At 41.2% G+C, this 17,106-nt stretch carries 15 protein-coding genes and 1 tRNA gene; 6 read left to right on the top strand and 10 right to left on the bottom strand.

The window, feature by feature from the left end:
- The first annotated feature begins 139 nt into the window (after positions 1-139).
- Positions 140-1,813 carry a hypothetical protein gene (locus R8N23_RS02125; protein WP_318169914.1) on the top strand — a complete coding sequence of 558 codons (1,674 nt, stop codon included), beginning with the start codon at positions 140-142 and terminating at the stop codon, positions 1,811-1,813.
- A 16-nt stretch (positions 1,814-1,829) separates the two neighbouring features.
- Here R8N23_RS02125 and R8N23_RS02120 read toward each other — a convergent pair whose 3' ends face one another.
- On the bottom strand, positions 1,830-2,195 hold the full coding sequence (locus R8N23_RS02120) for a response regulator (protein ID WP_318169913.1): 366 nt from the start codon (positions 2,193-2,195) through the stop codon (positions 1,830-1,832).
- A gap of 138 nt (positions 2,196-2,333) precedes the next feature.
- Between R8N23_RS02120 and R8N23_RS02115 the strand changes: the two genes are divergently transcribed.
- The gene (locus R8N23_RS02115) at positions 2,334-3,461 is read left to right on the top strand and encodes a cysteine desulfurase family protein (RefSeq protein ID WP_318169912.1); all 1,128 of its coding nucleotides are present in this window, start codon (positions 2,334-2,336) and stop codon (positions 3,459-3,461) included.
- Here R8N23_RS02115 and hemH read toward each other — a convergent pair.
- The 3 genes from hemH to R8N23_RS02100 all read right to left on the bottom strand — a co-directional run bounded on the left by hemH (position 3,458) and on the right by R8N23_RS02100 (position 5,296).
- A complete protein-coding gene (hemH, locus tag R8N23_RS02110; protein WP_318169911.1) occupies positions 3,458-4,465 on the bottom strand; it encodes a ferrochelatase in 1,008 nt (335 codons plus the stop codon). The genes R8N23_RS02115 and hemH overlap by 4 nt on opposite strands.
- A gap of 215 nt (positions 4,466-4,680) precedes the next feature.
- Positions 4,681-5,169, bottom strand: coding sequence for a hypothetical protein (locus R8N23_RS02105; RefSeq protein ID WP_318169910.1), 489 nt, complete (start codon positions 5,167-5,169; stop codon positions 4,681-4,683).
- 53 nt (positions 5,170-5,222) lie between these two features.
- Positions 5,223-5,296, bottom strand: a tRNA-Asn gene (locus R8N23_RS02100).
- 311 nt (positions 5,297-5,607) lie between these two features.
- Here R8N23_RS02100 and R8N23_RS02095 point away from each other — a divergent pair.
- The 4 genes from R8N23_RS02095 (at position 5,608) to R8N23_RS02080 (ending at position 10,680) form a co-directional block, all read left to right on the top strand.
- Positions 5,608-6,045 (top strand): Hsp20/alpha crystallin family protein, encoded by a 438-nt coding sequence (locus tag R8N23_RS02095; protein ID WP_318169909.1) that lies wholly within the window; start codon positions 5,608-5,610, stop codon positions 6,043-6,045.
- A gap of 144 nt (positions 6,046-6,189) precedes the next feature.
- Entirely contained in the window at positions 6,190-7,674 is a 1,485-nt protein-coding gene (locus tag R8N23_RS02090) for a Do family serine endopeptidase (RefSeq protein ID WP_318169908.1), read from the top strand.
- Positions 7,675-7,793: 119 nt separating this feature from the next.
- Positions 7,794-9,338: an aldehyde dehydrogenase family protein gene (locus R8N23_RS02085; protein ID WP_318169907.1), complete on the top strand. Its 1,545-nt coding sequence runs from the start codon at positions 7,794-7,796 to the stop codon at positions 9,336-9,338.
- Between the two features lie 346 nt (positions 9,339-9,684).
- Complete coding sequence (locus R8N23_RS02080; protein WP_318169906.1) at positions 9,685-10,680, top strand: acetamidase/formamidase family protein; 996 nt, start codon at positions 9,685-9,687, stop codon at positions 10,678-10,680.
- Positions 10,681-10,897: 217 nt separating this feature from the next.
- Here R8N23_RS02080 and R8N23_RS02075 read toward each other — a convergent pair whose 3' ends face one another.
- From R8N23_RS02075 to aroC, 6 genes are all read right to left on the bottom strand, one after another.
- The gene (locus R8N23_RS02075) at positions 10,898-11,500 is read right to left on the bottom strand and encodes a NifU family protein (RefSeq protein ID WP_318169905.1); all 603 of its coding nucleotides are present in this window, start codon (positions 11,498-11,500) and stop codon (positions 10,898-10,900) included.
- Positions 11,501-11,643: 143 nt separating this feature from the next.
- Positions 11,644-12,189, bottom strand: a complete 546-nt coding sequence (locus R8N23_RS02070; protein ID WP_318169904.1) for a hypothetical protein — start codon at positions 12,187-12,189, stop codon at positions 11,644-11,646.
- Between the two features lie 77 nt (positions 12,190-12,266).
- The gene (locus tag R8N23_RS02065; protein WP_318169903.1) at positions 12,267-13,676 is read right to left on the bottom strand and encodes a dicarboxylate/amino acid:cation symporter; all 1,410 of its coding nucleotides are present in this window, start codon (positions 13,674-13,676) and stop codon (positions 12,267-12,269) included.
- Positions 13,677-13,794: 118 nt separating this feature from the next.
- The gene (locus tag R8N23_RS02060; protein WP_318169902.1) at positions 13,795-14,193 is read right to left on the bottom strand and encodes a hypothetical protein; all 399 of its coding nucleotides are present in this window, start codon (positions 14,191-14,193) and stop codon (positions 13,795-13,797) included.
- Positions 14,194-14,388: 195 nt separating this feature from the next.
- Entirely contained in the window at positions 14,389-15,753 is a 1,365-nt protein-coding gene (locus tag R8N23_RS02055; protein ID WP_318169595.1) for an IS4 family transposase, read from the bottom strand.
- Positions 15,754-15,941: 188 nt separating this feature from the next.
- Positions 15,942-17,018 (bottom strand): chorismate synthase, encoded by a 1,077-nt coding sequence (gene aroC, locus R8N23_RS02050; protein ID WP_318169901.1) that lies wholly within the window; start codon positions 17,016-17,018, stop codon positions 15,942-15,944.
- Positions 17,019-17,106: the final 88 nt, after the last annotated feature.

Genomic DNA, 17,106 nt, shown 5'->3' with positions numbered 1-17,106 from the left:
AAGTACTTAAACCTCAATGAATTGCAAAACTATTAAATAAAAATGCTTTAAGCTGTTTTTAGTGTGGATAAACAATATTTTAGCAGTTGCGCCACTTCTTATATTATTACTTCATTTAAGATTGCAAGTACGCGTGCCGATGAATAAACACATATTGCTATTTGCGCTGATGATTTCAGCCGTCTCTATCTCTGCTCAGAGTATATATGCACCTTTAAATGCGGACTATTATCATTTGGTAGATCGAGCGGATGTGTTGAATAAAAACTTTAGCGAAAGTATCCACACCAGTTTCAAGCCTTATCGAGCCACAGATGTAGTGGCTACCATGGATTCCGCTGATTACTTAACTTCTGGTCAGGATCAATTCAACACACAATACATAAAAACGGATCATTGGGAATACTGGAGTGAAGATTCGGTGCAAAGCAAAAAACCATTTCTAAAGAAAATCTACAGATCAAAAGCTGACTTTCTTCATGTCAATACCAAAGACTTTCAGCTGAGGGTCAATCCCATATTATACCTGAGTGGTGGGCGTGACAATAATAGTGGTTCAACTCCTTTCATCAATACCAGAGGAGCGCAGATTCGAGGATCTATAGATGACAAAATCGGTTTTTACTCAACTATAGAAGAATCGCAAGCTGTATTCCCAAAGTATGTTCAGGACTATACGGCTGATCGGGGCGTAGTTCCAAACGAGGCCTTTTGGAAAAAATATGGAGATCATGCGGTTGATTTTTTTACAGCCCGCGGTTATTTCACCTTCAATGCCAGCAAACATATTGCCCTCCAATTTGGCTATGACAAAAACTTTGTAGGTAATGGCTATCGTTCGCTGTTGCTATCCGACTTTAGTGCACCCAGTACATTCTTAAAAATTCAGACCAAAGTCTGGCGCATTCAATACACCAACTTATATACCGAGATGATAGCTGATGCGCCGTATAGTTCGTTCGGTTCAAATGGAACTGCAGAGTTTCCCAAGAAATTTTTGACCTCACACCATTTAAGTATCAATATAACTGACAACTTCAATGTGGGTGTGTTCGAAGCCATTATTTTCAATAGAGGAGACAGCACAGGATCAGCTTTCGAGTGGAACTATTTGAATCCAATCATTTTCTATCGTTCTATTGAACAATACACCGGCAGTCCAGACAATGCTCTTTTTGGTATAGACTGGAAGTGGAACATTGCGAAAGGCATACAGTTTTATGGACAAGGATTGCTGGACGAAATGGTCATCAGCGAACTCAAGGCCGGCAATGGCTGGTGGGGCAATAAATTCTCGGTGCAAATGGGTGGCAAGTATTATAATGCTTTCGGAATCAATAATCTAGACTTACAAGCAGAATACAACGTTTCCAGACCATTTACCTATTCTCATGAATCCATTTTTACCAACTACGCCCACTATCGTCAACCTCTAGCTCATCCTCTTGGGGCAAATTTCAATGAGGCGGTGCTTATTGGTCGCTATCAGCCGATTCCCAAATTGTACTTAAGCGGTAAATTGATCTTCAGCCAGTATGGCACTGACCCTGTGAATGAGAACTACGGTGGTGATGTATTGAAGGATTATAATTCAAGAACTCAAGAATACGGCAACTCTATTGGGCAAGGGGTTTCGAATGATCAGCTCTATATCGACCTGACGGCTAGCTATATGCTCAAACACAATCTATTTATCGATCTTAAACACATTTATAGAGATAGAGACAGTGTTGATCCGCTATTATCGTCTACGACCAACTTCACTTCCCTTGCCATTCGGTTGAATGTGGCAGCAAGAGATCAAAGTTTCTAATAAAAAATGAAATGACTTAGGCTTTTTCCTCCTCAAGGACGCCTTTAACAATATTGGCCAGATGATCGGGGCTTACTATGGGTTTGGTAACAAATTTAGAAGCTCCTGCCTTCAACAACTCCCTTTCATGCTCGTAGTGCGAAGAGACCATAATTATTATTGGTTTATGCTCCAATGCGTCAATGGTAGTAAAGCCGCTAATCTCCGGCATATCTACATCGAGAAAAAGAATGTCTGGTTTCAATTTATCAATAGCCATTACCCCTTCAATGGGATTACTATAAGCTCCAGCAAATTCAAGAAAGTCTACACGTTTGATGTACTGTTCTAGAATTTCATTAAACATCTTATCGTCATCAATGCAAACGCAGCTATATTTCATCTTTACCCTTTTCAAATATCTTATAAAGATAATCCCAATTGCTGAAATTTGTAAACAGTGGTCTCACCTTAATAGAAAAATAACAATGATTCTTATTGTCTGATAAAATGATCAATTTTGCCCAAAGCCAAAAAATTGATGAAGGTATATCTAGACAATTCAGCCACAACTCCCATGGATCCCGAAGTTTTCGAAGCGATGAAGCCCTACTTCATAGAAAATTTTGGCAACCCATCTTCTATTCATTCTCATGGAAGACAGGCCCGTTCTACTATCGAAAAATGCAGGAAGCAGATTGCTGACTTACTCAACACTTCACCCGCTGAGATATTTTTTACATCTGGAGGGACAGAGGCGGATAATACCGCTATTTGTAGCTCAATAGAAAGTCTTGGGGTTAAAACAGCCATTACCTCCAGACTAGAGCATCACGCAGTGCTGCATACGCTAGAATATTTGGCCAAAGAAAAAAAAGTTGATCTGAAGTTCGTTGATGTAGATCCAGATGGCCGAATAGATATGAATCATTTGGACTCCCTGTTGCAAAACACTCCTTCCTTTGTCAGTCTCATGCACGCCAATAACGAAATTGGAAATTTGAACGACATCAAAGCCATAGGTGAATTGGTGACATCAAACAACGGATATTTTCATTCCGATACGGTGCAAGCCATGGGCAAATATGTCCACGACCTATCCGAGATAAAGGCAGATTTCATCGTCGGTGCGGCGCATAAAATTTATGGACCAAAAGGATGTGGCTTTCTTTATATCAATCATGAAACCAAGATAGAGCCATTTATCCATGGCGGAGCGCAAGAGCGTAACATGCGTGGAGGCACAGAAAATGTGGCAGGTATTGTAGGGCTAGCTAAAGCTTTGGAAATTTCATATCGTGATATGAATGCCAACCGAAAGCATATTTCATCCCTAAAAGAAAGAATGATTGCCGGCATTAAGGACAAAGTTCAAGGTGCCACTTTCAATGGCCTGTCTGGTCATATGAACGAAAGTCTTTATTCTGTTATAAATGTTGGATTGCCTGCAACAGACGAAAATGACATGTTGTTATTCAATCTGGATATCAAAGGTGTATCTGCCAGTGGGGGTAGCGCTTGCGCCAGTGGATCGAACATAGGTTCTCATGTTTTGACGGCATTGGGAGTAGACCCTGACAGAGGAGCGATTCGATTTTCTTTCTCTAAATACACCAAGCCAGAGGAAGTAGACTATGCAGTAGATGCACTGGCAGAATTGATGAATTAATTTTTGGCCAGGTCACAAACACAATCCACCCATGAAGGATGAACGTTTAGGCTTTCTACCAAGTCCCAGCGCTCTCCTCCTAATTCAATGAATTCTTCTTTATAAGTCTCACCAACTTCTAAGGTGGTTTCTAGGCAGTCTGCAACAAAGGCAGGAGAAAAAGCTAACACTTTCTTAATTCCTTTTCCCGCTAATTCTTTCAATGTATCTTCTGTATACGGCTTAATCCATGGGTCTTTTCCTAACCTCGACTGGAAAGTGGTTGATACTTTGTCTTCCGGAATGTTCAATTCTTGCATCAAAAGACGAGTAGTTTCAAAGCATTGCGCGCGATAACAGTATTGGTTTTTCGCATCGCACGTATTACAGCAATCTCCCAACGCACAGGTATCAATCTTTGCTTTATAAATTTGCCTTTCCGGCAAACCATGATAGCTGAAAACGAAATGATCATAGTCGTGGTCATTCATCCAAACCCTGGCATTCTCTACAAAAGTCTGAAGAAGCTTTGGATGGTTGTAGAAGGGTCCTTCAAAATCAATTTTAGGAATCACTTGGTCACCTTTGACGATATCCATCACTTTCTCAATCACAGATCCGCTGGTAGCAGAAGCATACTGTGGGAATAAAGGTATGACCTTGATTTGTGTAGCTCCTTTGGCTTGTAAGTTTCTCAGGCCATTTTCAATGGATGGGCTTTGGTATCTCATGCCCAACTCCACTATATAGTCGTTCCCTAATTTTTTTTGAACTTCGACGGTTAAGTCTTCACTATAAAACTTCAATGGGGATCCTCTGTCCTCCCAAAGCTTTTGATATTCTTTGGCAGACTTAGGGCCTCGGAAAGTAGTGATAATCAAATTCACCAATAGCCATCGCGAAACAAATGGAATGTCTATGACACGGCCATCCATAAGAAACTCTCTCAAATATTTTCTAACATCTTTTACGGATGGGCTGTCCGGTGTACCCAAGTTGACAAGAAGAATTCCTTTTTTGGCCATGATCATTTTTTGATTAACGCAAAGAAAGAGGAGAATAGGGATACAGCCAAATAATAAAAAAAGCTCCAGATGGAGAACACCTGGAGCCAGCAGCATTTTGAGAAAAATTAATTATTATGTACTGGCTAAAGTAGTAGGAGACGATTTACAGATCTTGCCAGATGTTTTAAACATCCTGCCAAAAACTGCCTATTTAATATAATTTGATAAAAAGACTACTCCGAAGGTTTGTAAACTGAAGAAACAATTGACTTATATTGTTCCAATCTGCTCTTCAATTTTTCTTCACTTTTGTCTGTGTCTAAATGAAGCTTTTCGCCATTGTCTAATCTGATGTAGGCTTTGAACAATTTGTTTTTCAGATCAAACTTCGCTCCCGTTCGAGTGGTTGCTTGCGCTTGTTCTGTTACTTGATTGATGTAAAACTTATCAATGAAATTGAACGATGCAGGCTTTCCAAATTCCAAGCCCAATAGCAGTGTATATACAGTGTAAGTTTTGTTGTTTGGATCTACCCTCAATGCATAGCGAGCAAAAATCATAGATGCGCCAAGTAGAATGACCAAAAGAGTTATAACCACTCTTAATGCTGAAATGAAAGGTGCATTTACCAAATAAGCGATGGAACCGAAAATTAGGATAACTCCAAATATCTTGAAATTTTGAGGGAAGTATGATTCTTGTTTAACGTCGAGAATTTGCATAAGTAAGTTTATAACAAAAAAGGCAGCTTTTTCTCAAAAACTGCCTTTGCTTGCTCCTCTTGTTAGACTCGAACTAACGACCCTCTGATTAACAGTCAGATGCTCTAACCAACTGAGCTAAAGAGGAATTTTGATGTATTAGTTACTCACTTTTGAATAACTCCCTGATTTTGGGACTGCAATATTAGTGGCTTCTTTTTAATTCTACAATATATGTATTCAAAAAAATTGCAAGTTTATTTCTTGTCCGGATTGATCTATGATTATTCGGACATATTGCATCCTAATCATTAAACAAAACGGACATTATGGCGCAATAAAATTGATTATTTGCAATTAACCAGACATAATGACATTAAAATAAAGTTTTTATTCTAATGGCATACAATTCGCAATATGGCTTCATGAATTTATTGTTCAACAAAAAATTAAAATAAAATGTCATTGATTAAGTATAACCCAAGAACCCTAAGAACATTCACTACAAACAATCTGTTTGATGACTTGTTCAACGATCGTTTTTTTAATAACGATGTAACTGTTGGAAAATCATTTACCCCACAGGTAGATATTTCCGAAACAGAGAAAGCATTCGAATTGAGCTTTGCCATTCCTGGCATCAAGAAGAATGAAATTAATATTGACTTGAATGAAGGTCAGTTGATCGTAAGTGGCGAAAGAAAATTTGAAGAGAAGAAAGAAGAAAAGAACTTCCATTCTGTGGAAACCAGATATGGCTCTTTCAGCAGGTCTTTCCACTTGCCAGACAACATTGACGCAAACAAAGTCGAAGCAAAATATGAAGATGGTCTTCTGAACATTACCATCCCTAAGGATGAGAAAAAGATTCAGAAGAAGACCATTGCTATCAAATAACAGTTAGTAAGTTGAGGTTGGTTTTAACCCCGACAACTGGCCTCCAGTCAGCTCGTCGGGGTTTTTTGTTAAATGTTGTTAACATTTTTATCCATTAGTTTTATATGACGTTAATTGGTCGAAAGAAAGTAAAATCCAAGAGAAATGAATAATAGACAGTTTTTTATAAGAATGGTGTTTGCCTCTATGCTGGGAGGATTTGTAGCGCTTGGCGGATACCAGTTGATCAAGGAAGAACCTGTTCGCGTGATTCAAGCAGATAATCAACCCGTGAGATTTTCGAACTTTGAACTGGACTCCTCTGCTATGATAGTACCCGAGGGGCTAAATTTTGTTTATGCAGCTAAGGCCGTAACTCCAGGCGTCGTGCATATACGCAGTACGTTTGAGGGTGTTTCTCGATCAGGTCAATCCAATCAGTTTGATGAATATTTCAGGCAGTTTTTTGGAGACCCACAGGGTGGAGGTCATCCACAGCAGCGCCAGTCGATGGGATCTGGAAGTGGCGTGATCATTAGTGAAGATGGCTATATAGCCACCAATAATCATGTAATCGAAAATGCAACTGAAATAGAAGTATTGCTGAATGACAACAGAACCTATAAAGCAGAAATTGTTGGTACGGACCCTACCACAGATTTAGCATTACTTAAAATAGAGGCCTCAGGACTGCCATTTGTAAAAGTTGGCAATTCTGATCAAGTCCAAATTGGTGAGTGGGTACTGGCCGTAGGTAATCCATTTGAATTCCGCTCTACAGTTACTGCGGGTATCATCAGTGCCAAAGGAAGAAATATTAACATCCTAAGAAATAGAAACAATCTTCAGATCGAATCATTCTTACAGACAGATGCAGCCGTAAACCCTGGAAATTCGGGTGGCGCTTTAGTCAATTTGAGAGGAGAACTAGTAGGAATAAACACAGCCATAGCTACACCGACCGGAACTTATGCCGGGTATTCATTTGCCGTGCCAGCCAATTTAGTAGATAAGGTATTAGCCGACTTAAAAGAATTTGGTGTGGTACAAAGAGCTTTGCTCGGCATCAATATTCGAGACGTCAATGCACAATTAGCTGAGGACGAAGACTTGAATGTCTTGGAAGGTGTTTATGTGATCAATGTCAACCCAAATAGTGGCGCGGATGAAGCTGGAATTGAAAACGGTGATGTGATCATAGCCGTACAAGGAGAGAAAGTGACCAAGACTTCTGAATTGCAAGAGAAGGTCGCATTGAACAGACCTGGTGACAAAGTAAAAGTGACACTAATCCGAAATGGAAAAGAGAAGACAGTCACAGCCACTTTGAAGAATACGCTGGGTACTACCACAACGATAGCTTCATCCAACAATATGACCATTCAAGGTGGTACGTTTGCGGATCTTTCTAAAGATGAAAAAGAAGAGCTAAAGGTCGAAGGTGGCGCTAAACTCTTGAAAGTAGAAGATGGCAAATGGAAGGACGCTGGAATAAAAGAAGGGTTTATCGTAACTGCGATTGACAAAAGACCTATTCTTTCAGTAGAAGATTTGTCTCGTGCACTATCCAGAACCAACGGAGGTTCGGGCCTTTTAATCGAAGGCTTGTACGAAGATGGCGAGAAAGCTTATTACGGTATTGGCTGGTAAAAACCATCCTTTCTGATACGATATTAACATAATCCCCGCTCGTTCGGGGATTTTTTATGTATCAATCCTATTAATCAATAGGATCATCTATTTTTGCGGCAACTCTAATTAACACAGAAATGGCAGACAAATTCGGCATAGCGCAAGCACTCAAAAACCTCGGCATTGAGGAACTAAACATGGGATCAAGCACTGGTTCTAATTGGATCAAATCCAACGGTGCAGTTATAGAATCCTTTTCTCCTGCAGATGGAGAATTAATAGGTAAGGTGACTTCTGGAACAGAAGAAACCTATGAAGAAATTATCAAAACAGCCTCTGAAGCATTCAAATCTTGGAGATTGGTTCCAGGGCCAAAAAGAGGTGAAATTGTTCGTCAGGTTGGAGATGCTTTACGTGAGCACAAAGAAGACTTGGGTAAATTGGTTTCTTACGAAATGGGCAAGTCTTATCAAGAAGGACTAGGTGAAGTACAGGAGATGATTGACATCTGCGACTTCGCAGTTGGTCTATCTCGTCAGATGTATGGATTGACTATGCACTCCGAAAGACCAAGCCACAGAATGTACGAGCAGTACCACCCGCTAGGTATTGTAGGTATCATTTCAGCTTTCAACTTCCCTGTAGCGGTTTGGGCTTGGAACAGCGCCTTGGCTTGGGTTTGTGGAGATGTTTGTCTTTGGAAACCAAGTGAAAAAACACCGATCACAGCGATCGCTTGTCAGCACATTACTGACAAAGTATTCAGAGCGAATGGAGTAGCTGAGGGTGTAAACAACTTGATCATCGGGGATGCAAAAATTGGACAATTGATGTCTAATGATAAGCGTGTGCCTCTTGTATCTGCTACAGGTTCTACTCGTATGGGTAAAGCTGTCGGAGAAGCAGTAGGAGCAAGATTAGGAAGGGCGCTATTGGAATTAGGAGGAAACAATGCCATCATTATTTCTAAGCATGCGGACTTGGACATGTCTTTGATTGGTGCTGTATTTGGAGCAGTAGGAACTGCAGGTCAACGTTGTACTTCTACCCGAAGACTAATTATTCACGAAGACATCTATGAGGATGTGAAGAAGAAATTACAAAGTGCCTATGGCCAATTGAAGATTGGTAATCCTTTGGATGAAAGCAATCACGTGGGGCCATTAATTGATACGCTCGCTGTGGATATGTACAGTCAGGCGATTGAAAAAGCTAAAGCTGAAGGAGGCAAAACCGTAGTAGATGGTGAAGTCCTTTCTGGAGAAGGGTACGAATCAGGTTGTTATGTGAAGCCAGCCATCTTTGAAGTGGAAAACCATTTCGAGATTGTGCAGCACGAGACATTTGCTCCGATCTTGTATTTGATCAAGTACAGCAACATCGAAGATGCAATTGCCATCCAGAATGACGTGCCACAAGGTTTGTCTTCTGCAATCATGACACAAAACATGAGAGAGTCAGAAATGTTCTTATCTCATGGTGGATCTGATTGTGGAATTGCTAATGTGAACATCGGGACTTCTGGTGCTGAGATTGGCGGTGCATTCGGTGGTGAAAAAGAAACTGGTGGCGGACGCGAGTCTGGCTCAGATGCTTGGAAAGTATACATGAGACGTCAAACCAATACAATCAACTTTGGTACTGATTTGCCTTTGGCTCAGGGTATCAAGTTTGAGTTTTAATTATTAGAGCCGTCATTACCCGATGTGACGAAGGAGCATTCGGGTAATCTTTTTTCATTTGGCAGGCTGTTCGAATAAGGCAGCACTTTCCGCCAACAGATTACCCGAATGAGTTCTCCTCCGTCGAACTCATCGTGTAATGACGGTATTTGAAATAGCTCAGGGTTTAAACCCTGAGCTATTTTTATTACAATTCAGCGTCACTTCGACGTAAGGAGAAGTCTCCATCGGCCTACTCCACCGAAGGGGATATCTCGCTTCGCTCGATATGACTTTGGATTGACAACTTTTGAATTCGTTTTTTTAATGCCACTTCAGGATTAGAGTAAATCATTATCTTTAGAAAATGAAAACATTGACCTTAATCCTAGCTTTATCATTTGTCATTGGTTGCCAACCAAATAGTCAAAATTCAAAACCTGAAGTAGTACCTCAGTACACTCTGCCCTCTACTCACAAGCACAACAAATGGAGCCGAACCATAGCGCCAGTACTTTCTGTGCCTAGTGGTGCTATTGTGGAGGCCTTTACAGAAGAAGCCACGGATGCTCAACTGAATATCAATTCCACTTTAGAAGATATGGCCAGTGTTTCCTTTGATCCAATTCATCCTCTGACTGGGCCCATCTACGTGGAGGAAGCTCAACCTGGTGATGTGCTAGCGGTGACCATGCACAAGATTGAAGTAGGTAATTGGGGGTGGTCGGCCATATTTCCTGGTTTCGGATATTTGGCAGATACGTACACAGAGCCTAAACTCAAGATTTTTGAGATAGACAGCGCGGATCGATTGATTCATTTTTCTGATAAGATCAAAATCCCCACCAGACCATTCGCTGGAGTGATGGGTGTGGCTCCGGACACCGATTCTTTACTATCTACCATTCCTCCTCGTGCCAATGGAGGCAATATGGATGACCCTAATATGGTAGAGGGAACGACGGTTTATTTTCCTGTTTTTGTAGAAGGCGCCTTGTTTTCGATAGGCGATGCTCACGCCGTGCAGGGCATGGGTGAAGTGTCTGGTACTGCGGTAGAGTCACCCATGCGATTCGTTTTCGAATTAAAATTGCTCAAAGGCCAAAAGCCATATCTGAACGAGCCGCAATACGAAACCGACGACTATTATGCTGTAACTGCTTTTGGTACTACCATCGACGCAGCTACCAAAAAGGCTGTAAAATACATGATTGAATATTTGGTGAATGAGCATGACCTGACCGAAGAAGACGCCTATATTCTTTGCTCTCTAGCTGGTGATCTTAAAATTGCTGAAGTAGTGGATGTACCCAATATGCTAGTGACGATGCATATTTCTAAAGAGGTGTTGGGGGTGAAATGACAGTCGTGTCGTACCAGTTGCGGCACCCCTATCGTAACTGCTAAGGCAGAGCATACTACCACCGACTACGGGTCTAGATTTCGTGCAAAAGTTCTTATCAATGAACGATCCTACTCCCTCTTGGAGAAGAGGGCTGGGGAGATTGAAAAGAATTTATAAAAACCTATGAGGTGTCCAGCAAATCCCCCTAACCCCCTTTTTCTAAGGGGGAATTAGTTTACCCATTAATCGCCTCTACTTCTTGAACTTCAGGTACCATTCTCTTCAAGAGATTTTCGATGCCTGCTTTAAGCGTAAGGGTAGAGGAAGGACATCCACTACAAGCACCTTGAAGAACCACTTTCACTTTGCCATCTTCGAAAGAGTGGAAGTCAATCGCGCCACCGTCTTGCTCTACGGCTGGGCGAATATATTCGTCCAAGATGCCTTTAATATTTTCGTCTAGGTCTGACACAGGTGCTTTCGGCGCTGCGTCTTCTTGCTTTGGTTCTGCGTAAGGCTGAGACAGGTTTACCGCCAATTTTCCAGACTCCAAATAACCTTTGATGTGTTCTTTGATGCCGTCGCGTACTTCTTCCCATTCCGTAGCTTCGTCTTTCGATACCGTAATAAAATTACTCATCACAAATACACCTTTCACAAATGGAAAAGTGAATAGCTCTTGCGCCAACTCAGAGTTAGTGGCACGCTCAGGCGATGGGTAGTCGAAATTGGTGCCTTCAGGTACCAACATAAAGTTCACTACAAACTTCAATGTGTTTGGGTTCGGGTTCGACTCGAAATATATATTTACCGGGGTATTTGCTACTGCTTCAGCCATCTTCTTTTCTTCTTATATGAGATTACAAAGATACGAAACACTGGGGTTCTTTGTTTGGTTCTTTTGATAGGATTTTAGTAGGCTTGAGATTGTTTCAATCTATTGTTCTAAATCTAGGTAATGAACTTTGAAGTAACTATAAATTATTCAAATATCCTTAGAATACCTTTTGATTCAAATCTTTCAACGTCAGAATTAAGTTTTTCACAACCATAATTAGCAAAAAATTCTAGATGATTTCCTTCATTTGGAATATTGCTTGAGTCAGTGTATTGCTTATCTCCAATTGAGATGAAAAATTTGCAGTTGTCTTCTTGTTTTATAAATTCAGTAATAAAAACAGCATTTCCATATTCATCTTCAGATAATTCAGCATTTCCAAGAGAATCAATATACTTCTGTGCAATACCAGAATATGAGTTAATCACATTGGACTTTAAATTTTGAGAATTAACCACAAACTCTAAAGATTCACTGTCAACTTCATTGATTTCAGAAAACTTTATTTTAACTATCTGTAAATAAGCACTGTCTTCATACTTATAATTAATCCACTTGGAATTCAATAAAACAGAATCCTTGGCAATTGTATCTAATTGTTTATTAACTGGATTACTTGTTACTGTTTCTTTCTTATTCCCGCATGCCCAGATGTTTCCCAGAATTAATAAAATGAAAATACGTTTCATATACATTAAGTTCATTTGACATTAAAATTGATTTTATCTTAAAGCGTGATTTGAAATGACTACGACTTGCTTTTTCATTAATACTTACTCAACTCTCCTTCACTTTTGGCGATCAAGGTAGAAACGGTCGCATCTCCAGTCACATTCACTACTGTGCGACACATATCGAGAATACGGTCTACGGGGAAGATGATGGCTACCCAAGCAGGATTTAAACCTACGGATTGCAAGACGATAATCATCATCACCAAGCCGGCACTAGGGGTAGCTGCGGCACCGATAGAGGCGAGTGTAGCGGTAAGCACAATGGTCAACTGCTGAGCGACTGTGAGATCTACCATATGAAGCTGCGCCAGGAAGACTACAGCTACCGCTTGATACAAACTCGTGCCATCCATGTTAACTGTAGCACCAACAGGAAGTACGAAGCTGGCGATGTTGTTGGACACGCCCATGTTGTCTTCTACACACTCCATAGTGACTGGGAGCGTAGCCGCACTAGAGCTGGTAGAAAAGGCCAGAAATTGCGCCGGACTTATATTCTTAAAGAATTCTTTGTAGCTCAATTTTGGCACGAAAACCTTCATAATTAATGGATAGAAAACAAACACCAGGAAGAATAAACCTGCCACCAGAGTCAATGAGTATGAACCAAGGCCTAAGAAGATTTCAAACACCTCCGCAGGCGTATCTGCCATCTTAGCGATAACACCCGCCAGCAAGGCAAATACAAAAAACGGAGCGGCGCCCATCACCATATTCACCATTTTCAGGAAGACTTCATTCATGCTTTGAATAAAGTCTACCACTGGTTTCTTTTTGTCCTCAGGTACCATCACCAATGTGATTCCAAAAAAGATGGAGAAGAATATCACCTGAAGCATCAGTCCATTATTGGAGATAGAGAAAATGACATTCTCCGGTACCATCTCCACGATAAACATCAAAGGGCTACTCTCTTTTTGTTTTTTGGCCGACTCCATTTTTTCGGCCACTTTTTGTTGATCTTCTTCAGACAGCTGATTTTCCTTCTGGGCATCGGTGATCAGATGCTGGTAGGTAGGGTCATTGAGATAGGACTCTCCATCGTGTGGGATGCCCATGTTCTGGTCTTGTAACCAAAGTTCGAAGGCAATTCTATTTTTTATTCGCTGATCTTCCTCTACAAAGTCACCTGGCTTCACCACATTGACTAGAAGCAAACCAATCCCCACAGCAGCAACGGTAGTCACCATATAGGCACCCAAAGTTTTGCCTCCCAAGCGACCCAATTTGGATACATCGCTCAACCCTGACACGCCACTAATAATAGAAAAAAGTACCAGAGGCACAGCGATAAACTTCAGCAAGCGAATAAAAATCACCCCAAAAGGGTCAATCCATGTAATGGTAAAATCATTCCAACCCAAAGCACTGGAAACAAACGCCCAAATAACTCCTAAAACTAGACCTATGACGATTTTGAGGTGTAAGGGTAAATTTTTCATGGGCTAAATGGGTTTAATGTGCCTGAGTTGTGCTAGAATAAAACTCAATACTAAACAGAAAAAGCGGAAAATTCTAAGAATAGAACCTCCCGCTTTTTATTCCTTATATGGATGGTAACTAGAGCTGACGCGCTAGCTCCTGTGCATCCGACAAACTCCCTGCTTCAAACGAATCGAACTTAAATGTTCCAGCATTTTTCACCCATTTTTTAGAGGCCAGTTTAGTCAAAGCACTCTTTGGTAAAATCGTAATTGATGCCTTTAGACCGAGGGAAGAGAAATTAGGGAACAGATGGCTTTCAAACCAATCTTGTCTTTTTTGTGACGGCACACCATTAGCAGTCGCAACATCCAACAATAATACTTTAATTCCCTTTTTTACTTGCTCGATTTGAGCTTCACAGCATTCTTCGATGGCTTTGTCATCGAGTAATGAATCCCACTGCACGGTCATGGTTCCCGATGCTACATTAGCACTGGCTTTTACCACGCCTTCCTTTTCATAAAAAGTTGTCATGTTCTGATTGTGTTTTTGAAATAATTAAAGGGTAAAATTACTTCTCAAAAACACCTTCAGGCATCCGCTTAACTACCTAAAAATTCAATTATGGTATTCCCCTAAAGTTGCAGTAGTACGCAGATTTATTCTACGAACTGCCAGACTCGACGACAGATGTGTGGGTAGCAGATGCCGCAATAAATGCCATAGCCGTCAAGTTAAGAAGTTGTTTATGGTCTTAAACACATTTTGTTTTCCGTTTTTGGTTTCAGTGAGATATTTTCTATCAGATCGGATGAGTAATTTTTTAAACCAGTATTCTAGGGGTTGGTCTTCAAAAACAACTTTCTTGAGGTCATTAGATAGCCTAAAAGCTGTTTTGAAAAATTTATTCTGACTGCACCGTATAGCCATTCCTTGGTCAAGCAAGCCCTGTTCTATTAACCTGAAGGCTTGATAGTGGAGCATGATCCAGATAAAGCGGGCAATAAGCTGGCACTGGAATCTTTCCTGTTTCATAGCTTTCATTTTGTCAATTCGGGCTTGTGATTTCCAGGCTTTGAATACAAGTTCGATTTGCCAGCGGGTGCGGTATATGCCTTGAACCTGTGAAGTGGAAACCCATGCTTTTGGCACATTGGTTATAAATATGTTCAGCCATGCCCTTGTTTTATACTCTTTACTGACCTTGTGTCTACCATGGGCTGCTCTTTCAGCCCTCAATAAACGTTGTTTGTAAACCTGCTCGGGCACTTTTGCAACAATCATTCGCATCGGCATATCTGCGATTTTCACCTCCAGCTCTAAAGCAGGCAATGTGTGTTTGTTGAGTTTTCTCAATATGGCAGAAAAGTCGATTGGAGCCTGGTCCACATCCTGAACGCCCCACCTGCTGTTTAAGCGGTTCAGGAAATAAGCCCCTTGTTGGGAAACATGCTTCAGATAGTGCTGGGTCACATAGCCCAAGTCCCGAACCAAGAGGTCTCCCTTTTCGATATCGCCCAGGGTTTGCCTAGAATCTGTTTGATCATTACGGCAGGCTGCCGTCAATTCCAGCCTTTGAGTGACATTGGTAAGCAAATCATATTCATACTGGATACTGATCTGGGCCTTGCTGCCTTGGCCTCCATGACCTTTGAACGTTTTGGCATAAGCCTCTGGAAGCGTGTACCGTGTAGAATCTTTGACCATCACCCGATTGAACCGCTTAAATTTGTTTTGTTCAGATGGGTTCAAATTCAGCTGCCCAGCCAGCAATTGGCTAAGCAAAGCACTCATAAATTCGACAGCCTTGATATTGAACCGCTCTTGGACGGCTTGTTTTGAAATAGACAAACCATGTTGCTCAACAAAACCATTGGCCAGATCCTCAAGGCTCACTTGATCTAGGTACTGATCACAAAAAAGAAGTAGATCAAGGAACTTAGATGCGTCCAAACGTGACTTACGCTGTACAAAGCCACTCTCCCTGGCCAAAAGATCAAGTTTCTCTTTAGAAAAAATCTTATTTAAACAGCCTGAAAAACAACTGGCCTTAGCCTCAATTAGTTGTGAAATTTCTTGTCGGTTCTTCCCCAAACAGTATTTTTGAGAAAGAAAAAAGGCAGGTCACTAATACATCAAAAGCCCGCCTTTTTGTTCATTTAAAAATCAAACAAATATGGGGAAGAACACTAGGTATTCCTAACTGGGATACCATGCCCAAACCACAAATTCAGTCGAGAAAACCTTAGCTTGACGGCTATGGCAATAAATGCGGCAAAGCACTACAATCTTCTCGATTTATTCAACAGATAAAAGTCGAGAATAGTCAAAGCAGACATGGCCTCCACGATAGGCACGGCTCTTGGTACGACACACGGATCATGTCTTCCTTTACCAGAAACGGTTATTTTATTTCCATCCTGATCTACCGATTCCTGATCGCGCATGATGGTAGCTACTGGTTTGAAAGCCACATTGAAGTAAATGTCTTCTCCATTGGAAATACCTCCTTGTATACCGCCAGATAGGTTGGTGCGAGTTTTTACTTGATCTCCATCTTTTTCGATGATGTCGTTGTGCGCTGAGCCTTTCATTTTGGCCCCTTCAAATCCGCTGCCATATTCGAAGCCTTTCACTGCATTGATACCGAGCATAGCTGCACCCAGTCGAGCATGCAGTTTGTCAAAGACCGGCTCGCCTAGCCCAACCGGAGTACCTTTTATCACGCCAGTGACAACTCCCCCTACAGTATCTCCATTTTTACGAACGCCATCAATGAATGAAATCATTTCTTCGGCCATGGATTCATCCGGGCATCTCACGATGTTGTTTTCTGTTTTTGAAAGATCTAGCTCTAGGTAGGACTTCTCCGTTTTCAAATCGCCTACTTGAGACACATAAGCGAAGACTTCAATGCCCAATTGGCGCAAGGCAAGTTTGGCCAACGCACCAGCTGCTACTCTGGCGGCTGTTTCGCGTGCAGAACTTCTGCCTCCTCCACGGTAATCTCTTATCCCATATTTCTCCTGATAGGTAAAATCAGCGTGAGATGGTCTGTATGACTTGGCAATATGAGCGTAATCCTTACTTTTCTGATCGGTATTGTGAATGACCATGGCGATAGGAGTTCCAGTAGTTTTACCTTCAAACACGCCGGATAAGATCTCAAAACTGTCTGGCTCTTTTCGCTGCGTAGTAATCTTGGATTGGCCGGGTTTTCTTCGTTCTAGCTCGGATTGGATGAAGGCTTCGTCTACCTCAATGCCGGCTGGACAACCATCAATAGTTACTCCTATGGCTCTGCCATGTGATTCTCCAAATGTAGTGATCTTGAATAAAGATCCGAATGAATTACTCATATTAGATTACTCGAATAAAAAAGAGATTGCTTCGCTAGCCGCTCGCAATGACGGATAGTATTGAAGGCAATTGAACTAAAGATCAAAA

The organism is Reichenbachiella sp., from assembly GCF_033344935.1.
GTDB lineage: Bacteria > Bacteroidota > Bacteroidia > Cytophagales > Cyclobacteriaceae > Reichenbachiella.
Note: the sequence above shows the minus strand (reverse complement) of the source record. Positions and strands in the feature narration are given on the sequence as shown.

Coding starts and splice junctions, on each gene's coding strand:
- R8N23_RS02125 (WP_318169914.1), top strand. CDS start 140: ATGAATAAACACATATTGCTATTTGCGCTGATGATTTCAGCCGTCTCT.
- R8N23_RS02120 (WP_318169913.1), bottom strand. CDS start 2,195: ATGAAATATAGCTGCGTTTGCATTGATGACGATAAGATGTTTAATGAA.
- R8N23_RS02115 (WP_318169912.1), top strand. CDS start 2,334: ATGAAGGTATATCTAGACAATTCAGCCACAACTCCCATGGATCCCGAA.
- hemH (WP_318169911.1), bottom strand. CDS start 4,465: ATGGCCAAAAAAGGAATTCTTCTTGTCAACTTGGGTACACCGGACAGC.
- R8N23_RS02105 (WP_318169910.1), bottom strand. CDS start 5,169: ATGCAAATTCTCGACGTTAAACAAGAATCATACTTCCCTCAAAATTTC.
- R8N23_RS02095 (WP_318169909.1), top strand. CDS start 5,608: ATGTCATTGATTAAGTATAACCCAAGAACCCTAAGAACATTCACTACA.
- R8N23_RS02090 (WP_318169908.1), top strand. CDS start 6,190: ATGAATAATAGACAGTTTTTTATAAGAATGGTGTTTGCCTCTATGCTG.
- R8N23_RS02085 (WP_318169907.1), top strand. CDS start 7,794: ATGGCAGACAAATTCGGCATAGCGCAAGCACTCAAAAACCTCGGCATT.
- R8N23_RS02080 (WP_318169906.1), top strand. CDS start 9,685: ATGAAAACATTGACCTTAATCCTAGCTTTATCATTTGTCATTGGTTGC.
- R8N23_RS02075 (WP_318169905.1), bottom strand. CDS start 11,500: ATGGCTGAAGCAGTAGCAAATACCCCGGTAAATATATATTTCGAGTCG.
- R8N23_RS02070 (WP_318169904.1), bottom strand. CDS start 12,189: ATGAAACGTATTTTCATTTTATTAATTCTGGGAAACATCTGGGCATGC.
- R8N23_RS02065 (WP_318169903.1), bottom strand. CDS start 13,676: ATGAAAAATTTACCCTTACACCTCAAAATCGTCATAGGTCTAGTTTTA.
- R8N23_RS02060 (WP_318169902.1), bottom strand. CDS start 14,193: ATGACAACTTTTTATGAAAAGGAAGGCGTGGTAAAAGCCAGTGCTAAT.
- aroC (WP_318169901.1), bottom strand. CDS start 17,018: ATGAGTAATTCATTCGGATCTTTATTCAAGATCACTACATTTGGAGAA.